The 18,987-nt window shown below is 39.4% G+C and carries 14 protein-coding genes; 3 read left to right on the plus strand and 11 right to left on the minus strand.

Going from position 1 to position 18,987, the window contains the following annotated elements:
• The first annotated feature begins 85 nt into the window (after positions 1-85).
• On the plus strand, positions 86-427 hold the full coding sequence (locus AAC026_RS01615) for a tRNA-binding protein (protein ID WP_339607478.1): 342 nt from the start codon (positions 86-88) through the stop codon (positions 425-427).
• A 9-nt stretch (positions 428-436) separates the two neighbouring features.
• Positions 437-2,872, plus strand: coding sequence for a bifunctional UDP-N-acetylmuramoyl-tripeptide:D-alanyl-D-alanine ligase/alanine racemase (locus tag AAC026_RS01620; protein ID WP_339607477.1), 2,436 nt, complete (start codon positions 437-439; stop codon positions 2,870-2,872).
• Between the two features lies 1 nt (position 2,873).
• Here AAC026_RS01620 and AAC026_RS01625 read toward each other — a convergent pair whose 3' ends face one another.
• The 8 genes from AAC026_RS01625 to AAC026_RS01660 form a co-directional block, all read right to left on the minus strand.
• The gene (locus AAC026_RS01625; protein WP_339694475.1) at positions 2,874-3,440 is read right to left on the minus strand and encodes an RNA polymerase sigma factor; all 567 of its coding nucleotides are present in this window, start codon (positions 3,438-3,440) and stop codon (positions 2,874-2,876) included.
• 97 nt (positions 3,441-3,537) lie between these two features.
• On the minus strand, positions 3,538-4,092 hold the full coding sequence (locus AAC026_RS01630; protein WP_339694477.1) for a hypothetical protein: 555 nt from the start codon (positions 4,090-4,092) through the stop codon (positions 3,538-3,540).
• Positions 4,093-4,359: 267 nt separating this feature from the next.
• A complete protein-coding gene (locus AAC026_RS01635; RefSeq protein WP_339694479.1) occupies positions 4,360-5,676 on the minus strand; it encodes an RNA-binding domain-containing protein in 1,317 nt (438 codons plus the stop codon).
• A gap of 9 nt (positions 5,677-5,685) precedes the next feature.
• On the minus strand, positions 5,686-9,489 hold the full coding sequence (locus AAC026_RS01640) for a TaqI-like C-terminal specificity domain-containing protein (protein ID WP_339694481.1): 3,804 nt from the start codon (positions 9,487-9,489) through the stop codon (positions 5,686-5,688).
• Positions 9,490-9,517: 28 nt separating this feature from the next.
• On the minus strand, positions 9,518-10,405 hold the full coding sequence (locus tag AAC026_RS01645) for a phospholipase D family protein (protein WP_339694483.1): 888 nt from the start codon (positions 10,403-10,405) through the stop codon (positions 9,518-9,520).
• A gap of 72 nt (positions 10,406-10,477) precedes the next feature.
• A complete protein-coding gene (locus AAC026_RS01650) occupies positions 10,478-10,843 on the minus strand; it encodes a YccF domain-containing protein (protein WP_339694485.1) in 366 nt (121 codons plus the stop codon).
• The gene (locus AAC026_RS01655) at positions 10,840-11,475 is read right to left on the minus strand and encodes a hypothetical protein (protein ID WP_339694488.1); all 636 of its coding nucleotides are present in this window, start codon (positions 11,473-11,475) and stop codon (positions 10,840-10,842) included. Before AAC026_RS01655 ends, AAC026_RS01650 begins: the two co-directional genes overlap by 4 nt.
• 55 nt (positions 11,476-11,530) lie before the next feature.
• On the minus strand, positions 11,531-13,132 hold the full coding sequence (locus AAC026_RS01660) for a beta-N-acetylhexosaminidase (RefSeq protein WP_339694491.1): 1,602 nt from the start codon (positions 13,130-13,132) through the stop codon (positions 11,531-11,533).
• 94 nt (positions 13,133-13,226) lie between these two features.
• Between AAC026_RS01660 and AAC026_RS01665 the strand changes: the two genes are divergently transcribed.
• The gene (locus AAC026_RS01665; RefSeq protein WP_339694494.1) at positions 13,227-14,201 is read left to right on the plus strand and encodes a N(4)-(beta-N-acetylglucosaminyl)-L-asparaginase; all 975 of its coding nucleotides are present in this window, start codon (positions 13,227-13,229) and stop codon (positions 14,199-14,201) included.
• Here AAC026_RS01665 and AAC026_RS01670 read toward each other — a convergent pair.
• From AAC026_RS01670 to AAC026_RS01680, 3 genes are all read right to left on the minus strand, one after another.
• Positions 14,198-15,385, minus strand: coding sequence for a DUF418 domain-containing protein (locus tag AAC026_RS01670; RefSeq protein ID WP_339694496.1), 1,188 nt, complete (start codon positions 15,383-15,385; stop codon positions 14,198-14,200). The two genes, AAC026_RS01665 and AAC026_RS01670, sit on opposite strands and share 4 nt — an antisense overlap.
• A gap of 91 nt (positions 15,386-15,476) precedes the next feature.
• Positions 15,477-15,803, minus strand: coding sequence for a Rieske 2Fe-2S domain-containing protein (locus AAC026_RS01675; RefSeq protein WP_339694499.1), 327 nt, complete (start codon positions 15,801-15,803; stop codon positions 15,477-15,479).
• Positions 15,803-18,916, minus strand: a complete 3,114-nt coding sequence (locus tag AAC026_RS01680) for a S41 family peptidase (RefSeq protein ID WP_339694500.1) — start codon at positions 18,914-18,916, stop codon at positions 15,803-15,805. The genes AAC026_RS01675 and AAC026_RS01680 overlap by 1 nt, the downstream gene beginning before the upstream one ends.
• Between the last annotated feature and the right edge of the window lie 71 nt (positions 18,917-18,987).

Below are 18,987 nucleotides of genomic sequence, written 5' to 3' on the forward strand. Positions count from 1 at the left end.
ATCTAAACGGTCGATATTTTATTTTGTTTAGTTTTCTGCTCTAAGCGCTAACTTAGTGTTAAAACTCCGTAAACAATAATTATACATGAATAACCTCATCAGCTGGTCAGACTTCGAAAAAATTGACCTCAGAGTAGGCACTATAATACAAGTGGAAGATTTTGAGAAGGCAAGAAGGCCTGCTTGGATACTATTTGTCGATTTAGGGCCTGAACTGGGAATAAAAAAATCCAGCGCGCAGATTAAACACCATTATACAAAAGAAGATTTGCTTAACACTCAAGTAATGTGCGTTGTAAACTTCCCCCCTAAGCAAATCGCCAATATTAAATCCGAAATTCTAGTTACGGGATTCCCCGATGAAGATGGAAATATAATACTGGCAAGACCAGATAAGGCCGTGCCGAATGGTGCTAAACTTTACTAATTTTAAAGCTTGAAACTCTCACAGATTTTTGATGTAATTAATGGCGAATATCTATCTAAGGCGATAGATAATGATATTGCCCATTTAATGACGGACAGCCGAAAGGCCTTTGATTTAGAGTCGGGGCTTTTTTTCGCCATTGATGGGCTGCATCATGACGGCCATTCATTTATTCCCGAATTGATCAAAACGGGCTTTCAAAACTTTGTAGTAGAAAAGGAGATTGGAGAGATTCCTGAGAACGTAAACATTATTAAAGTAGCCTCATCTGTTAAAGCCCTGCAAATTATAGCCGCTACTAAAAGAGCCGCCTTTAATAAACCAGTTGTGGCTATTACGGGCAGTAACGGAAAAACCATTATAAAAGAATGGTTGGCTCAAATGCTTTCAGAAAAACAGAATGTATGTAAAAGCCCAAAAAGCTTCAATTCGCAAATTGGTGTGCCGCTATCGGTTTGGCCTTTAAATGAAGCGCATGATCTGGGAATTTTTGAGACAGGAATTTCGGAACCTGGGGAAATGAATCCTCTGAAAGAGATAATTCAACCTACTCATGGAATTCTTACTAATATTGGCTCGGCTCATGAGCAATACTTTAACTCAATCAGTAAAAAACTGGATGAAAAGCTCATTCTTTTTGAAGGGATTGATCAGCTCTATTATCGCAATGATAACCCACTGATTAATGAGGGTATAAACAGGATGAAAAAGCCACCCAAGCACAAAACTTCTTGGGGCTTTAATTCTGAAGCCGATCTTCAAGTAACAAAAAAGGACGGTTCCTTTTTTGAACTGAAAAGTAAAACCGAGTCCTTCAGCTTAAAAGTACATTCTGTTAATGATACTTATGTAGAAAACATAATGCACTGCATTTGCTTTGCATATTTTAACGGTTGGTCTCCTTCGGAAATTCAAAAAGGAATAGATGCTTTGCGGCCTATAAAAATGCGGCTAGAGCTGAAAAAAGGAATTAACCAGACCTACATTATAGATGACACCTATAATAATGACTTGGCTGGGCTTGAAATTGCACTCGACTTTTTGTCTCAACAAAAGCACTACCCCAAAAAATCACTGATTCTTTCCGACATTCCACAGTCGGCCCCGAAAGAAACTACATATGCGCGTGTGGCCGAACTGGTACAAGAAAAAGGAATTACACAACTTTATGCTATTGGAAAAGAACTGGCCGACTTTAAAAGCTTGTTTCCGACTTCAACCAAATTTTACCCTTCAACCGAAGACTTTCTTCAGCATTCGACAGATAGTTTTGAGAAAGAAGTTGTTCTGATTAAAGGCGCCCGAAGTTTTGGCTTTGAGCAAATCGCGAAGCAGCTGACAGAGCGTATTCACCGCACGGTACTAGAAATTGATTTGGATGCGGTGACGCACAACCTTAATGTATACCGTCACCTGTTAAAGCCAGAAACCAAACTGTTGATAATGGTGAAGGCATTGGCTTATGGAAGTGGAGGATCTGAAATTGCTCATCTTTTACAGTTTCATAAGGTAGATTATTTGGGCGTGGCTTATGTAGATGAAGCCGTTCAGTTACGAAAAGCAGGAATCAACCTTCCGATTATGGTAATCAACCCTTCGGAGGAAGATTTACCTAATTTGGTGACTTATAATATCGAGCCTGAAATCTACAGTTTCGTGCAGCTAAAAGTGTTTTCGGAGTTTTATATGAAAAAGGGTATTGAGCTGAAAGGCCACTTTACCATCAATACTGGTATGAATCGCTTAGGTTTTGACCCAGAAGATTTGGAAGCTTTAGTCAATGAACTTAAGCATCTGCACCATGTTAAAGTACAAAGTTTGTACACGCATTTAGCGGCATCGGACGAAGCAGAACATGCAGATTTTTCTCTTCAACAATTACGTACTTTTAAAACCTATGCTGAAAAAGTAGAGCAGCAACTGGGTATAAAAACCATAAAACATGCTTTAAACTCAGCCGGAATTGTGGCCTATTCCGAATACCAATTCGATATGGTGCGATTGGGCATTGGGCTTTACGGCATTGAACCCTGTGGTAATTTGCAGGATGAACTGAAGTCGATCAGCACCTTAAAAACGGTGATTTCTCAAATCAGAAATGTGAAAAAGGGAGAAACGATTGGTTATGGAAGAAAAGGAAAAGTAACCAAGAACATGCGCATTGCTACCATTGCGATTGGCTATGCCGATGGCTTTTCAAGAATTTTCAGTAACGGAAATGGAGAGGTAATGCTGAACGGACAAATGGCCAAGGTGATTGGCAATGTGTGCATGGACATGACGATGATAGACATTTCTAATATTGAAGCCGAAGAAGGAGATTCCGTGATCATTTTTGGTGAAAAACCGACCATTTCTGAATTGGCAAAAAACGCGAAAACGATTCCTTACGAAATATTGACCAATGTGAGTGACAGAGTAAAGCGCATTTACTTTGCCGAATAGATTAATCGTGATTGCTGTATTTAGAATATAGCTTGTTGATTTTTTCTTTGGCCCTAGAAAGACGCATTTTTACAGCACTTTCCGAAATGCCCATGGTTTGCTCAATTTCTTTAATCGAGTGTTTTTCTTTGTATTTGAGCAGCAGAATTAACTTTTCTTCAGGCGTAATCTCTTCCAATAATTTAAATAAGGCGGTTTCCATGGCGTCCTTGTCCAATACATCCTCCTCCACCAAGTCGATCATTTCGTCCATCAACTTTTCAGAAATTACGGTGTGCGTTTTCTTTTTCTCCTTCCGCAAATAATCAATGCAGGTGTGGTGGATAATGGAATAGAGCCAGGTTTTAAATTTTGCATCGCTGCGGAAATTCTTGAGCTGCATAAACACCTTGATCAGAATTTCCTGACAAAGATCTTCCGAAACGTCTTCATTCTTTACGTAGCTACGACACTTCTTAATAATATAAGTTTCATACCTTATGGTAATGATCTCGAAATAGCGTTCGTGGCCCCCTGCTCTAAAGAATGCAATTACCTCCTCGTCCGATAAGTTGTCGTTTTTTAGCATAAAGCTTTAACCCAATGTTGTTTTCTTAAGCCTTGACTCAAGAAATACAAAGGTAGAAAAATACATGATCGTTTTTGGGAAAGGTTGATTTCGAGTTTTACGCTTCAAATTTATCTAAAAAATAATGATGCTCATTATTCTGATCGAGTTCAGCATGCTGGGTAATGGGCGGCCCTAGTTCTTTCAGCATTAGGTCTTTAATTTCTTCATAGCTGGTTTCGGCATCATAAGCCAACTCTTCATACTTGTAGAGTGGAGCAACATCGCCTAGCCATATTACTTCTGTACCGCCCAAAGCCTTTACTACCTTTTCAATATTTGGCCGAGTGCGTTGGTAGAAGGCTGCATCGAATAAAAAATTGTACCTGTGGCCTGTCATGATATATCCAACTTCTGGGTAAAGTATTGGTTCGTACCATGTAGGGTTTTCAAAAACGATTCCTACTTCTTCTTCTCTATTTTTAGATTCTAGCCAAACCAGCTCTTTATAATAATGCCAAGGGCTATGAGAGATGCATTCTTTGCCATTATGATTTATATAGGTGGTTGAAAGATTGAGTGATTTTAGTTTTTCTAAAATGGCAACATAATACGCTTTGCCGTGGTTGGGCGGTAATGACACGTTAGTGATGGCGGTTAGCGTTATTCCCATTTGCTCTAATTTATCTTTCTTAAATTTTCACAGCATTAACTACAAGTAAACCATTTCTATTCGCAGTTATTCTATTCAGATTTCGTTCTGAATCCATTATTTGTCTTTAATCATATTAAAATAATCATTAACAGTTATTTGTTGGCTCTTAATTCATCTAACCCATTAAATCATGAGCCCTTTATGAGCCCTTTCAATTCCACCAAAAACAAGTACACCATATTGTAAAGCACATATTCATCTTTTCGACCCATAATCATGAGCCCTTTATGAGCCCTTTATAATGTAGTAGGTTCCTTCACCTGTTTTACCGACTCTTTCAAGAAACTCTCCGTCAAGTTCTGTCAAGTATCTAGTTGCAGTAGCTTTACTAACATTACAAATATCTCTTACTCTAGAATTATTGGTGTTTCCTTTTTCTAGTGTATCCAAAACTACTTTTATAAGCTCTTTCTTTAATTCCTTTCTTTTAAGAAACTCTTCCGCATCCGAGAAGAAGCTTACCATCATTCCTGACATTTCAGTATTAAATTCAGGTGGAAGTATTTTGCCAGCAACGGACTCCTTAATCATTTTAATAGTGCCTCTGCCCCATGATTCAATTTCACCACATCTGAAAAGGGCTTGAGCTAAATCTGGATTAAATGGTTTTGAAGGATGTTTTCGCTTTAAATTATCTGCCGTCCAGTTTTCCGGAAGTTGTCCTGCATTCCAAAAAACGATATGGTCTGGATAAACACTGATTTGAATAGGCTCGGCCTCACTATAGTCTTTATGAACTAAAGCATTCAGAAGTGCTTCCCTTAACGCCAAACGAGGGAAAAGTTCTTTCTCTACCCTGCTAGTACCCAAATATTCAATGGCAGAAGTAGTATATTTCGTTATGATTAGGTCATATATCTTATCGACCTGTTCCATAAGGTTACCTCGAACCTCATCTTGATAAACCAGATCATCATCGGTTCTAAAAAAACCTATTTTAGTATATGCTCCTTGAAAATATTTCTCTGGGTCTGGATGAAACAAAAGGATAGCAGCCCTTTTTAACTTTCCTGACTCTAGAAGTCTTAGATTCTCTAATAATATCTCATCAGAATCTTCTAAAGCCTCTTTTACAATTCTATTCGTTTTCGATGCTTTTTCTCTATAAAGCCTTAGCGCAATAGGGCTTAGTTCCTGAATAGTGATATTGGGAAGAGTAACTCCGTCCCATCGTTTACCCGTCTTTTCTAACAAAAACTTATTTAGTGCATTCCCCTTTAACTCTTGTTTAGTACTTCCACTTCTTATGTGGTATTGCCCTTTATAGTTAATGGGATAAGGGTATGCTTCAACAACAATTTCTAAATATTCTTTTCCTTCCTCTGAATGAAGATTAGTTTCAATCAGAATACCCAAAACATCCCTCACTTTATTAGGAATGTCTTCCATCAATTTCTTTGCATTGGCGATTCCCTGTACAATTCCCTTATCCGTAATCCCAATATAGATTTTCCCTCCTTCGGCATTGGCAAAGCCACAAATCCATTTCAGAAATTCATCTCTCCATGACTCTTTATATTCTATATTTTGAGATTCAGGCATATTGTTAATTTAAGAATTCTCCACAATCTCAATCTCCTCCTCGCTTAGCCCATACAGTTCATACACCATCAAATCAATTTCGCGCTCTAAGGCCGAAGTATCGGCCTGTGGGTTGTCCTTTTTAAGCGAAAGGATTTGCTCGACTTTGGTTTCGATCTCAGAACTTGTAGAGTCTGGAATTGGAAAGTCTTTGAAGTAGACGAAACTTGGTTCATAAAACCCTCCTCTTAGCATTGGTAGTATGTTTCTAAATAAAAAGAATGTAACGGAGCTATTTAGTATTCCTAAAAGAAACTCAGAGCCATTGGGAATAATAAAACACTTCTGATTAGTGTATTGAAAAGAATCATCCATGAGAAACTCAGGCTGCTTGCAAATATTGGGGTAAATAATCTTCGGCTTCTCAAATTCTTCATAATAATCCACAGCATCTTGAATTTCATACCATTTGTAGCTACCGGGTTTTCTTCCTGACCAATCACCTTTATAGTCTTTAGGCTTTGGTTCAAGACTTGTTTTGTATTGACTGAGATATTTTAAAACTGCTGGATAATTGTCAATGTCAATTCCCCTTCGGGTAAAAATCAAATACTTATCACTCTTGGGTTGCTGATATCGTTTAATGTCTCGGCCAGCCAAAAACGGTTTAATGATTTCGGCACTTTTGGGGTCTTCTTCAATCAGTTGGTTTTTGGTAGCCTCATCAATAACAAAGGCTTCATTATAACCAGTTAATACACCTCTGTAAATTTTACCCTCTACATATTCGCCAAGTGGCGTTCCTTGGTTTTTTATTTTTTCTAAAAGGCGCTGAACTTTATCGTTCACAAGCGTCCAGCCGTTTTCTGGCAATAGGCTTTGGTTAACCTCAAACTGGTTTTGCCTTACATATTCGCCTAAAGACAGTTCAAAATCTAGTGATTCAATTGCAGTAGCTTTAAAGTTGGGTTCGGCATTGGCGGTTTTGCTCATATGCCAAATGCAAGGGTAGGTGGTGGCTTCTTCAAAAACGGGTAAATCGCCAAAGTCTACAATAGATTCGATGGAAAACTGCCCCACCCAATTGCGCAGGTTTTTACCATAGCCCGCCCGCATCCATTTGTTCGGCAAAATGTATATGAACTGGCCGTTTTGTGCCAATACGTTCATTCCCCTTTCCACAAAATACACAAAGAGATCGGCCGTGCCTGCTGCGGTTTGGTAATGTTGCTGTAAATAGGGTTTATCGGCAGAAAAAGCCTCTTGCCTAATGTAGGGCGGATTTCCAATCACCACATCGAAGCCCAGAAAATCGCCATCATGGTTTAGCACTTCAGGGAACTCGAAGCGCCACTCAAAGGCGTTTTCGAAAATCTTATTGCTTTCAATTTCTTTAATTTCTGTAGAAAGCTTGTTGAGTTCCTTTTCCTTTTTGGCAATCTCTGTTTGGCGCTTTTTCTTTTGGGCAGCGCTTTCTTCAAAGAGGCTTTCTTGGGTAAGGTTAAAGAGTTCTCCGCCCAGCCGGTTTTTGCGGATCATCTTTTTATCATTTTTGGCAATCTCGCTACGGAAGTCTTTTTTTATCTGGCCGATTAGTTGTTCCAACCCTTTCTTTTCTTCCTTGCTGCTGGCATGTTTATAGTCTAGCACAAAGCCTTTATAAACCTCAATATTCCATTTTACCGATTTAAGAATTCCGCTCAGGTCTTCATCTAGCCCAAAGCGGCTAATCAGTGAGTTACCACACTTAATGTTGATATCGATGTTTGGGAGGGTTTCCAAAGTTGCACAACTCCCTATTTTATCATAACCCTCCAAGGGTTCTAAACCCTTGGAGGGCTCAATATTTTGACGATAGTATGCATGCTTTAACAGCTCAATCCAAAGCCTAAGGCGGCAAATTTTTACAGAGTTCGGGTTAATGTCTACCCCAAAGAGGCAGTTTTCAATAATGCTCTGCTTTTCATGAAAAATGGTTTCCTGAATGCGCTGACTGGTTGGGTTCTTTGGGTTGTATTCAAAAAGCTCATCGTCTAGCTTTATAATCAGCTCATCGTTAATTACATCAAAAGTACAGTCGCGCAAAGGCTTGCCTTCTTTGTCAATCAGTATTTCCAATTCGCTTTTAATGGCGATCAATTCATTTAAAGCCGAAACTAAAAAGTGACCCGAACCTACTGCTGGGTCACAGATTTTTAGGCTGTTGATGGCCGCATTGTAGGCTGGCTTTTTCTTTCTGTCCAGCTGACTGTAGAGGTCATCAATATCATCGGCTTCAATGCTAAATTCATCCTTAAATTTTTGTAACACCGCCTTTCTAATGGTTTGGCGGCACATGTACATGGTAATAAAACCAGGCGTAAAGAAAGAGCCGTCTTTGTAGCCATTAATCTTCTCGAAGATGAGCCCCAGCACCGAAGCATTGATGAGCGTTTTCTTTTCTTCCTGAATACCTTCGCCATTTTCTGAACTGAAGTCATAAGCATCGAGAAAGCTAAAGAGGTATTCTAGCGTGCTTAATTCACCACTTCTTTTTTTGCCGTTGCTGTCTTTCAATACTGTTTGACCAAGCAGCGGAAGTTGGCGCTCATCCCTAAGCAAACCAACAAAAAGGGTTGAGCTCTCGAGAGTGGTAGATTCGAACAAAGAGCTATTGAGGTAGGGCACATGGCCGAATTTTTTGTGGTTTTCCTCATCGCGATCCTCTGGTCTTTTGGCCAGTACTCCAAAGAAAAGATCATCCAGATCATCATAGTCATGGATCATGGAAGTACTGAGAAATGCAAAAGCCTTGTCTTTGTTGTAGCTGATTAGTTGTGCTTCGAGTAGCTTGAGAAAAAGCACTCGGTTTATCCAAGTAATCACCAATTCTAGGCCAACACCAAATAATTGATCTTCTTTGCTGGCACCATGCTGTGTAGGATTCTCTACTTGGTAAATGAGGTCTCGCTTATCTAGTTGTTTGATGGTGTTTTCTAACAACGAAGCAGGATCTCTTTTGCCTTTTTCCTTTCGCTGAATAATGTGTTTTCCCTTTTCCTTCTTGTCTTCTAGTCCAATAATGTGGAGGAGCTCTTTATAAAATGTTCTGTTGAGGCTATTGCTATCGTTGGCAAAATTGAGCTTAAGCAGATGTTCTGGAGAGAAGATTTTGTAGAGCGCAATGAGCTTGCGGTTGCTTTCACCATCGCCTTTCTTTAGAACAGTTTCATAATCCTTTAAATCGAAATGGGTGAAAACAATTTCGCTTTCGAGTTTATCTAAAAATGGTTTGGCAATGTCGTTATAGAAAACAGAGGTATTGGAAGCAGAAAGTTGCTTGCTTTCAAATTGTTCGAACTGCCTAACAAAGCCCTTATTTTGGGCGAACAGCTTTTCGAAAACCTGTGCATCGAAAATAAACCACTCGTGAATATTGGTAATGATAAGGTGCCGAACTTCAAGGTTTTTCGCAGTAATCCGTTCACGCAAGTAGTATAAAATCAGCTCATGAAAAGCCTTGCGGTTCAGGTTGTCTTTGGTCACCATTTCGGCCTTATTGGTGGGTCTTTTCGCTTCAATAATTACCCCAACCGAATCGCTGCTTTTAGGGCCATTGAAAATGGCCCAGTCAAAATTTTGCTTTACATTAAAGTAGTAATCTTCCCCGAAATAGGTCTTTTTGAGGAAATCCCTCATTTCGGTTTTGTGGTTTTCCTCGTCTTTAGCATCATCTACCTGACTGATTAAGTAGAGCAGGTTTTGTCTAAACGCATCAACATCATTCCTGAAAGGCTTTACTTTTCGGTAAGCTTGGTTAAGGGCGTCTTTTGGCTGTATGGGGTAGAGAAGCATTCAATGAAATTAGTAATAATCAAGACATTTAAGACAAATAACATGAATAACATTCAGGCTTCTCCATACTTGTTCTTTCGTCTTTACCACAAGAATGACAAAAGTTTTCTTGATAATCATAATTGCCATAATTAGCCCATATTTGATAGCAGCTGTAACAATATGGCTTATCAACACTGTAGTTTATTTCTGAATTACATCTTATGCAGTGGCCAACATGTTCATCTATTCTATTCTTAAACTTTTGAACATTAAACTGATCTTCTTGAATTTGCCTTTTAGGTCTTGGAGATTGGTCAAACTTCACGAACTTTTCTTTATCCAAGAATTCGAAAATATTATGCGGTTCAAGTCTTCGATTATAGATTAAATCATCGATGATATCCCATTCTGTTGTTGATCCTACATAATCCTTTGCAAGACCAAATAATTTCTTTTTAAAGTTGGGCTTTCTGGCAAAAACTGCATAACCATCTTTAAGAATTTTACTACTATAATCGAATGCAGCTAAATCAAATTTATCACCATTTCCTAATAGATTAGGCTCACCTAGAACACCGTATTCTATATTGTTCCGAAAAGATGAGTCTAGAAGGTTTATGCTGGTTACAAGCCCAACCTTTTCATTTGAATAATATTTAGCATGGAGGTTAGGGATATACACGATGCCTATGTTGGGAAAGTCTTTGAAAAATTCAAAATCAGAATGGTTCAGGCTTCTTGATACATTCTCTTCATTTTTACCGAAACCAATTATAATTTCAACATCAGCATTACTTTTATGACTTTTAAAGAGGTCTTTGAAATGCTCATCAAGCCGAATGTAGGGTGATATAATTAAAAGCCTTGACTTGGCTGAGTAAATGATTTCGTCTACTGCTTCAACAAGCTCTTTACCAGATATGAATTTTGCCATTTAATTCCAAAAAAATGAATAATTCACGAAGAAACGCATTTTTCTAAATCTATTAAAAAATAATAATAGAAATCAAATCCCCCTCCCAAACGGAGCAAGAGCCAAACCTGCCAGTTTAAAATGCTGCAAGCCAAACGGAATTCCTATGATGGTGATGCAGAAGATTAGCCCCCAAGCCAAGTGGGTAAGGAAGACCCAGAAGCCACCAAAAATAAACCAAATAATGTTCAAGGGAAGTGAAAGGCAACCGGTAAGCGTTCTGCCCCCTTCAATTCGTTGCCCAAAAGGTGCAAAACCTACAATGGCCAGTTTAAAGCACTGAATCCCAAATGGAATTCCTACAATAGTGAGACATAAGGCAATGCCGCCAATAATGTACTCCAAGGCGATCATCCAACCACCAAATACAATCCAGATTATGTTTCCGATTAAACTCATATAATATCTTTAAAAGAAAGCACCTCTAAACTCTCGGTATTCAATTCAAAAACCGTGGTGATGCTTTGCTCTTGATTAAGCTGGTATTCGTGTAAATAAAAAGTAGATGCTTTTCCGCTGAGGTCGATATGATAAGCCGAAAGGTTAAAGTGGCTCAAAGCATTATTAATAGCAAAAAGCTGATCGTTGAAAAGCTGCTGCTGCGCACGATAGTTTTCGGGAAGTGACTTGTGCTTGAGCTTGGATTTAAGTGCACTGTCTAACTTGACATTCTCCAGAATTAACTCATCAATCAAATCGATTTCAAAGTTGTTTTCCATACCAAGAAATGCGGTGATCACAGGACTTTCAAATACTACGGAATAGTCTAGTGCCAAGTTCATCTTCGTCCTAACCGTATCTTGAATAGCGAGAACGGAAGTCATTAGTTTTACATCAGACGACAGGAAATTATTGTCGATACGTTGAAAACGAACTGGGGTATAGGCGATGTCATTCTCCAAATGCTCTAGAATGAAATAGCGAATTTCAGCCTGAAATTTATCTTCATCATTCCTTTGGTCGCAAGCAGTAAAGCCTAATGCCAAGAGCATTAAGCCTAAAATCCCATTCGATAAAACCTTTCTTTTCATTCCTTAAAATTAAGGCATTGGATGCTATTTCTGCCTTAAACCAAATTAAACAATCTTAATTTGATTTGTGGTAGTTTACATTTCGGGCATCGAGCAATTGCATTTGCCAGTTTAGTTTTTCTTGAAAACGAGCCCAATCTTTCACTTCTGGCTGCGACCAAACTGTTTCAGATAAGGCAAGCATTCGAGGGAAAACCATGTATTCTACATAATCAGTGGTTTTCATGTACTCTGTCCAAACATTGGCCTGAGCACCCAAAACATGTTTTTGATTTTCTTTAGAAAGCTCCTCTGGAATTGGCTCGTAATCATATACATCTTGAAGCGTAGTAAAACCACCTATGGCCAAAGGTTCTCCCTCTGGACCCGCCTGATAATGATCGAAGTAGGCGACACTGTTTGGTGTCATAATTACGTCATGGCCTTGCTCTGCTGCCTCAATACCTCCGGCTTCACCTCTCCACGACATTACTGTGGCCTCAGGCGCTAAACCTCCTTCTAAAATTTCATCCCAACCAATGAGCTTTTTGCCCTTACTGATTAGAAACTTTTCAATTCTTCTGATGAAATAGCTCTGTAACTCAAACTCGTCTTTTAAGCCTTCACGTTTTATCACGGCTTGCGCTACTGCGCTTTCTTTCCAGCGGTCTTTCGGAGCTTCATCGCCACCAATGTGGATGTACTGACCAGGGAAAAGTTCTACAACCTCTGAAAGCACATTTTCTAAGAACGTAAAGGTTTCTTCACTTGGACAGTAGATGTTTTTATTAACACCCCAAATAGTGCCTACTTCAAAAGGGCCAGGTGTACAGCCCAGCTCAGGGTAGGCAGCCAACGCGGCTAAACTATGGCCTGGCATTTCTATTTCAGGAATTACATTGATTTGTCTTTCCATGGCGTAAGCCACAATTTCTTTTACTTCTTCTTGGGTGTAAAAACCGCCATGGGGAATACCATCACCCACATATGGGTTGAAGTTTTTTTCTACCATGGTTTCTTTACGCACGCTACCCACCTCGGTAAGTTTAGGGTATTTCTTGATCTCAATTCTCCAGCCTTGATCTTCGGTAAGGTGCCAATGAAAATTGTTCATTTTGTAAAAGGCCATCATGTCCAAATACTTTTTCACGAACTCTACGGGGAAGAAATGTCGGGCTACGTCTAAATGCATTCCACGGTATGCAAAACGGGGCTCGTCCTTAATTTTCATTACAGGAAGTTTTACAGCTTCTCCATCGAGGGGCAGCATTTGAATTAATGATTGAACGGCATAAAATAAGCCTTTTCCATTGGCTGCTTCTATTTGAATTCCTTTTTGAGAAATACTCAACACATAGGCCTCTATGTTATCTGACCCAATAGACTTCTGTTGAATACTAATGAAATTGGAGCTTGGTGCATCTTCCTTTACTTTCACCGTCCAATTAATTTCAGCAAAATAGTCTTTCAAATAGTTGGCAATTTTCAGTTCTTCTTCTTTCACTGCTACAATCGTGAGACCAGAAGAAATCACCATTGTTCCATTTTCAGTGGTTTCTATACTTTGCGGTTGAGGTACAATTGCTATTTGACTAAGGGCTAAATCCTCATAAGAATTAGATTGGCATGAAGAGGCAACAATGGCCAAAACGCTAAAAAACAATAGAACTTTTTTCATTCAGGAAGATATTGAGATTCAACCAAATATAAAATCAATGTCAAAAGGTATATAACAGGTCGGTACATTTTTTTAACTTCCTAAAATTTTTAACATGAGCAATCGCAGAAAATTCATCAAGTCGGGCATATTAGGTGGCTTGGCCGTTACTACTGGAAGTCTATCTACTTTGGCTTGCGCTACCCCCGCTAAGGCAGGCCAGAAACCAATTGTTATTTCTACTTGGAACCACGGAATGCAGGCCAATGTAGGCGCTTGGGAAGTTCTATCTAAAGGTGGAAAATCGGTTGATGCCGTGGAACAAGGGGTAAGAATCACCGAAGCAGATCCGAATAATGCCACTGTGGGCATTGGTGGTTTTCCAGATCGCGATGGCATAGTAACGCTCGATGCTTGTATTATGGATCATAATGAGAACTGCGGTTCTGTGGCTTTCTTACAAGATTTTATGCACCCAATTTCTGTTGCAAGAAAGGTAATGGACGATACGCCTCATGTAATGTTAGTGGGTGAAGGCGCTAAGCGGTTTGCCTTAGAAAAGGGTTTTAAAGAGGAAAATCTACTTACACCAAATGCAGAAAAGGCATGGAAGAACTGGCTTAAAAACCAGGACTACAAACCTAAAATCAATGTTGAAAACCACGACACCATTGGAATGCTTGCTTTAGATGCCGATGGTGATCTTTCTGGAGCTTGTACCACAAGTGGTGCGGCTTGGAAAATGCACGGTCGTGTGGGGGACTCTCCCATTATAGGAGCAGGACTTTATGTGGACAACGAGATTGGCGCTGCCACTGCTACTGGTTTAGGGGAATTCGTGATTAAGATTTGTGGGTCTCATATGATTGTTGAACTCATGCGCCAAGGTTACCCCCCGCAAGAGGCTTGCAAAGAGGCTGTAGACAGAATCATCAGAAAATATCCGAATAACTACAAAGATCTACAGGTTGGCTTTTTGGCTTTAAGTAAAACTGGTGAGTACGGGGCTTACGGCATACATAAAGGATTCAACTTTGCTGTAAAATCCAATACTCAAGATGAACTAATTGATTCTCAATCAGCTATTTAATTCTCCTTCTTTATTCGCTGTAGCTCTCCGTAACTAATCGAGCGCCAAATCCATTCAAATGGGCCAAAATTAAAGTAGTGGAGCCAAATGGTGGAGAAGGCAATCTGGAAGACCCAAAGTAGAAGTACGGCTACCACTTGGGCAGAGCGGTCTAAATCTCCAAAAAGTCCGAAACCATGGCCGTAAAACACATAGGTGCAAATTACGGACTGCATTAGGTAGGTAGTTAGGCTCATTCGCCCAACATAAGATAAGCTTCGGGCAATAAGGCTTCTGGTTGAAAACTTGCAAAAAAGTACGATGAGGCCAATGTAACCGAGCGCCATTAAAACGCTTCCCCAATAATTAAATTGAGAGAAGTAAAAGTAACTCATTTCGAAATCCCAGCGATTATGGAAATTGAGAAGAACGCCCCCTACAACCAGCGGTAAGCCTAACCCCATTCCATAAATACCCATTTTCGATAGGTATTTTTTAGACTGCTTGGCTGTGAAAACTCCTTTCTTATAAAAGGCCATTCCCAATAGCATTAAACCACTCACTCTCCAAAATATTTCTGAAAGAAAAACTTTGGTTTGCATATTAAATGCCGCAGGAACTCTCACCAACATCTGTCGTTCCCATGTATCAGTATAATGGCCAATTTCATAATTAATTTCTTCTCTGCTCGGACTCCATAGCTCCGACTCCAACAGTTGAAATTGTCCCTGCTCCCATAAAGGAATACTATAAGCAAGAAGAAGCTTTAAAGCCGACCCAAGCACTAAAAAGATGATACCAGCTCTAAAAAGATAGGCCTTACTCTTACTCCTAAAAGCAAACATAAAAAAGCCACAAATTGAAAAGGCCACTAGAAGGTCTCCATACCAAAGAAGGTATGCATGAAAAATTCCGATCAGGAATAGCACAAAAAGCCTGCGGTACTGTAAGCCACTAGACCTCATGTGTTCCTTTCTCGCTTTTTGAGAAATCATTATTATACCCGCACCAAAAAGCATGGCCAGAATGGCCATAAATTTTTCACTGGCAAACACATGACTAAAAAGCCAAGCATATAAATTAAGCCCTTCTAAATTCTCGTAAGAAAGAGGATGGAAATAGGCAGAAGATGGCATTGAGAAGCTCTGAATACTCATTAGCAATATTCCGAGCACAGCAGTACCTCTCAAAATATCTAGAGACATTACCCGCTTTTGGGTACTAATGGGTTGTAAAATATAGGATGAGCCTGCCAAAATTGTACTAATATTAGTGAATTAGTTTTTAATCGTGAAATCAATCTTTCACTAGCAAAAAAACACCATCGTTTTCAATTTTTATAGAATGGATTTTCAATGGCCTTGTTCGCTGCTCACATTCGCTTCCGTCTTTCAAACTAAAACGATATGCGTGAAGCGGGCAAACCACTTCATTTTTATAATTGATAGCCCCTTCTAATAAAGAGTGTTGATTGTGTGGACAAAGATGGTCAAAGGCATGGAATTCTCCTTGATTTAAAACTAAGCAAATCTTTTTTTCTCCAATTCTAACAATACTCCGCCCATCTTCTCCCACTCTCTCCATTAACTCATGCTTTGAATCAAAGAGCTTAAAAGATTTCATTAGTTCTTGATTTGCTTCATCACTTCTTCAATCGCACGATCCAATTGTGGGTCTTTACCTGTAAGGCGATCTTTAAAATTCATATTCACCAAAATATCTGGGCTTACCCCTTCGCTTTCCAAGTTTTGGCCGTCCATGGTATAGCAGCCCCAAGATGGAAGTCGATAAGAAGAGCCATCCACTAGCCTTGCTGAGCTCGTGAATATAATCCAGCGATAGGTTTCCGTACCAATAATTTTACCCAAACCCAATTCTTTAAAGCCAGCCGCTGTCATTTCCGCATCGCTCAAAGATTGTTCATTAATAAGCAAAACCATTGGTTTAGCACCAGCGCCAAAATTGGCCTGAGTGGTAAGCTTTCCTTCACGGAATTTCCATTTCAAATAAGGCTTTTGAGAAAGGAATTTAAGCACTTCGTCATGAACGTTTCCGCCCGTATTATATCTCAAATCCAAAATAAGTCCATCACGATTATAGCCTTCAGATGTCATTTCTATCAAGAAATCCTCAAGCGAACCCGTACTCATATTTTTCATATGTACATACGCCACTTGATCTTTTGTGGCTTCATCCACACGTTTTTGGTTGTCGTCTATCCATTCGTCATACAGGTTATTTCTAAGCGCACCCATGCTCGATGGATGTACCTTTACTTCTAATTCTTCCTTCCCTCTTTTTATACCCAAGGTAATTTCTTCATCTACAGAAGGCTTAGAAAGGTAATATTCCCGATTCATTTTAGGGTTAATAGCTTCTCCGTTGATCGAGGTAATCACATCCCCCTTTCTGATGTTTTTATCTGAATAATCTGAAGGGCCTTCGCTTACCACCTTGGCTATTTCATACGGATTCTCATTAGAGAAAAGTACGCCTAGGTTTAAGCTCTGAGTATTGTAATAGGTGCGCTCTTCACCTCCGCCAGAGTTGAAACCCATGTGAGAAGAGTTCAATTCACCCAATAAATCATTGAGGAGCACGCGTAATTCTGCTCTACTTTTTACATGGGGAAGAAATTGAGCATATTGGGTTTTAAGCTTAGCCCAGTCGGCTCCATGAAAAGTTTCATTGTAAAAATTCTCCTCAATACCAGCCCAGGTTTCATCATACATCTGGTCAAATTCGTTTCTCAAAGATTTTCTGAAAGTGAAATCTGTTTCAATGTCTGTAAGCTTGTTTTGACTCAAATTCAGTTTGCTGATAGAGCCGCCATTGATTAAATAGTGGTTCTTTTTCACTGCTAGAATTTCGCTGCTGGCTCTATTCGAACCCGCTATTTTCTCCGTTTTATTCCTTTCAAAATCCTCAAGGGTAGTCATCCAAAGACCGCGTTGGTTTTCATCGTGATTGGAAGAGTAAATCACATAAGTTTTATCGCCAGACTTGATGACATTGGGATTGCTTTGCGTTCCGAAATTGGGGCTAATGCGCTCCAAGTTTCGTAGCCAGTTTTGATCGAAATCAATCTTAACCGCCACTTTACTGCTATCGCTCTTCTTGTCTTTTTCAAAAACTTCGTCTAGCTTATCAGATTTAAAGCCCTCTTCCTGACGAGAAAGCGGCACTCGATACACCCTTCCATCTTCCAAACCAAATGGATAACTCGGCTTGGTTCGGTTGGAAACAAAGTAGAGGTATTTGCCATCTGGCCCCCAAAATGGGCTCGATTCGGTTACGCCAGTTTGAGTATAATTGGTTAATTTTTTTGTAGGAAGGTGATAGATATAGATGTCATCTTCAAAATCATTTTTCACATTGAAAGCAATGTATTGACCATCAGGAGAAAACCTTGGTTGTGAATTATAAAGACCCCAAAGTTCTTCATTCGCAATAGTTTCGCTCTTCAAAGTGCCTAAATCAAGCAAACGCACTTCGTTTATTCCACTGAAATAAACCGCCTGCGTTCTCTCATTATTCATTTCTAAGTTTCTATCAGATTGGTCGTCTTGCGTTAGCTTCTTTTCTTTGGCTTGGTCATCCGAAGCATCTATGGTAAAAAGGTTCGTGTATCCCTTCACCGTTTGAGTGTACAGTAAAGTTTGATTATCCTTAAGCCATTTCACCTCAATCACCCTTTCTTTCGGGTTGGTCTTTATTTGCTTGATGAATTTTCCGCTGATATCTGAAACAAAGAGTTCCCCTCTAGAAACAAAGGCCATTTTCTTTTCATCTGCGGAAACATCAAAGGCCGATACATTTCCCTTTGTGTTGAAATTGGTAGTTTGAGCCAATGTTGAATTCTGGAAAATTGAAATCTTTACCTTCTCACTTTTCTTGCTCGCTACATCGTAAACGTATAATTGGTAATCTCTTTCAAATACTATTTTGCCTCCATTGGCATTTACCTGAGGTGTTTTTATAGAAGTGTTAAAACTGGTAAGGTTGCTTTTAGCTCCATTTTGCAACGTATATAAATTGTATTGCTCATTCAGCTCATCCGACACAAAATACAAGTTGCCTTGGCGATCAATCGTAGCCCACATGTCTTTACCATCGTAATTCGTATGTACCTTAAATTCGCCAGTCTTCGAATTATATGATTTGATTTCAGGATTGAAAGCTCCTTTATATCGCTTACGCGCTACTTGATTACTGCTTTCCCAACTTTCATTAAAATAAATAGCACCATTTGGGTGAATCGTCAAGTTATGTGGCCAATTAAAGAAGTGTTCGAATAATCGTTTTGGAGTGCCTCCATCAATGCTTATCGAATAGGCTGAGCGACTATTATATCTGCTCGATTGAAAGTAAATGGTTTTACTGTCCCACGACCAAGCTTCCATTTGGTCGCTTGAAGAGTTGAAAGTAAGTTGCTTAATTTCTCCTCCACCATAAGGCATTATGTAAATGTCCGTATTTCCGTATTGTTCCGAAGAAAAGGCAATCCACTTGCCATCTGGGCTTACGCGCGGATAACTTTCATTTCCGTCCATGGCAGTAATTCTAGTGGCCGTACCACCATTCGTAGTCACTTTCCACAAATCACTATCGTAAGAAAAAATGATTTCGGAACCATCAGGGTTTAAGCTTGGAGTTGAAGCAAAATACACATCGCTTTGGGCATGAAGTGCCGTTGCAAAAATTAGGAGAACGAGTATAGAGTAAGCCTTTTTCATACAAAATTGATTCAAAATGGAAACGTATCACATGGCATAACTTTACTTACACCATGTGACTAGTCATTAAA

Origin of the sequence: uncultured Roseivirga sp. (assembly GCF_963973945.1) — a bacterium.
Lineage (GTDB): Bacteria > Bacteroidota > Bacteroidia > Cytophagales > Cyclobacteriaceae > Roseivirga.

Coding starts and splice junctions, on each gene's coding strand:
- AAC026_RS01615 (WP_339607478.1), top strand. CDS start 86: ATGAATAACCTCATCAGCTGGTCAGACTTCGAAAAAATTGACCTCAGA.
- AAC026_RS01625 (WP_339694475.1), bottom strand. CDS start 3,440: ATGCTAAAAAACGACAACTTATCGGACGAGGAGGTAATTGCATTCTTT.
- AAC026_RS01630 (WP_339694477.1), bottom strand. CDS start 4,092: ATGGGAATAACGCTAACCGCCATCACTAACGTGTCATTACCGCCCAAC.
- AAC026_RS01635 (WP_339694479.1), bottom strand. CDS start 5,676: ATGCCTGAATCTCAAAATATAGAATATAAAGAGTCATGGAGAGATGAA.
- AAC026_RS01640 (WP_339694481.1), bottom strand. CDS start 9,489: ATGCTTCTCTACCCCATACAGCCAAAAGACGCCCTTAACCAAGCTTAC.
- AAC026_RS01645 (WP_339694483.1), bottom strand. CDS start 10,405: ATGGCAAAATTCATATCTGGTAAAGAGCTTGTTGAAGCAGTAGACGAA.
- AAC026_RS01650 (WP_339694485.1), bottom strand. CDS start 10,843: ATGAGTTTAATCGGAAACATAATCTGGATTGTATTTGGTGGTTGGATG.
- AAC026_RS01655 (WP_339694488.1), bottom strand. CDS start 11,475: ATGAAAAGAAAGGTTTTATCGAATGGGATTTTAGGCTTAATGCTCTTG.
- AAC026_RS01660 (WP_339694491.1), bottom strand. CDS start 13,132: ATGAAAAAAGTTCTATTGTTTTTTAGCGTTTTGGCCATTGTTGCCTCT.
- AAC026_RS01665 (WP_339694494.1), top strand. CDS start 13,227: ATGAGCAATCGCAGAAAATTCATCAAGTCGGGCATATTAGGTGGCTTG.
- AAC026_RS01670 (WP_339694496.1), bottom strand. CDS start 15,385: ATGTCTCTAGATATTTTGAGAGGTACTGCTGTGCTCGGAATATTGCTA.
- AAC026_RS01675 (WP_339694499.1), bottom strand. CDS start 15,803: ATGAAATCTTTTAAGCTCTTTGATTCAAAGCATGAGTTAATGGAGAGA.
- AAC026_RS01680 (WP_339694500.1), bottom strand. CDS start 18,916: ATGAAAAAGGCTTACTCTATACTCGTTCTCCTAATTTTTGCAACGGCA.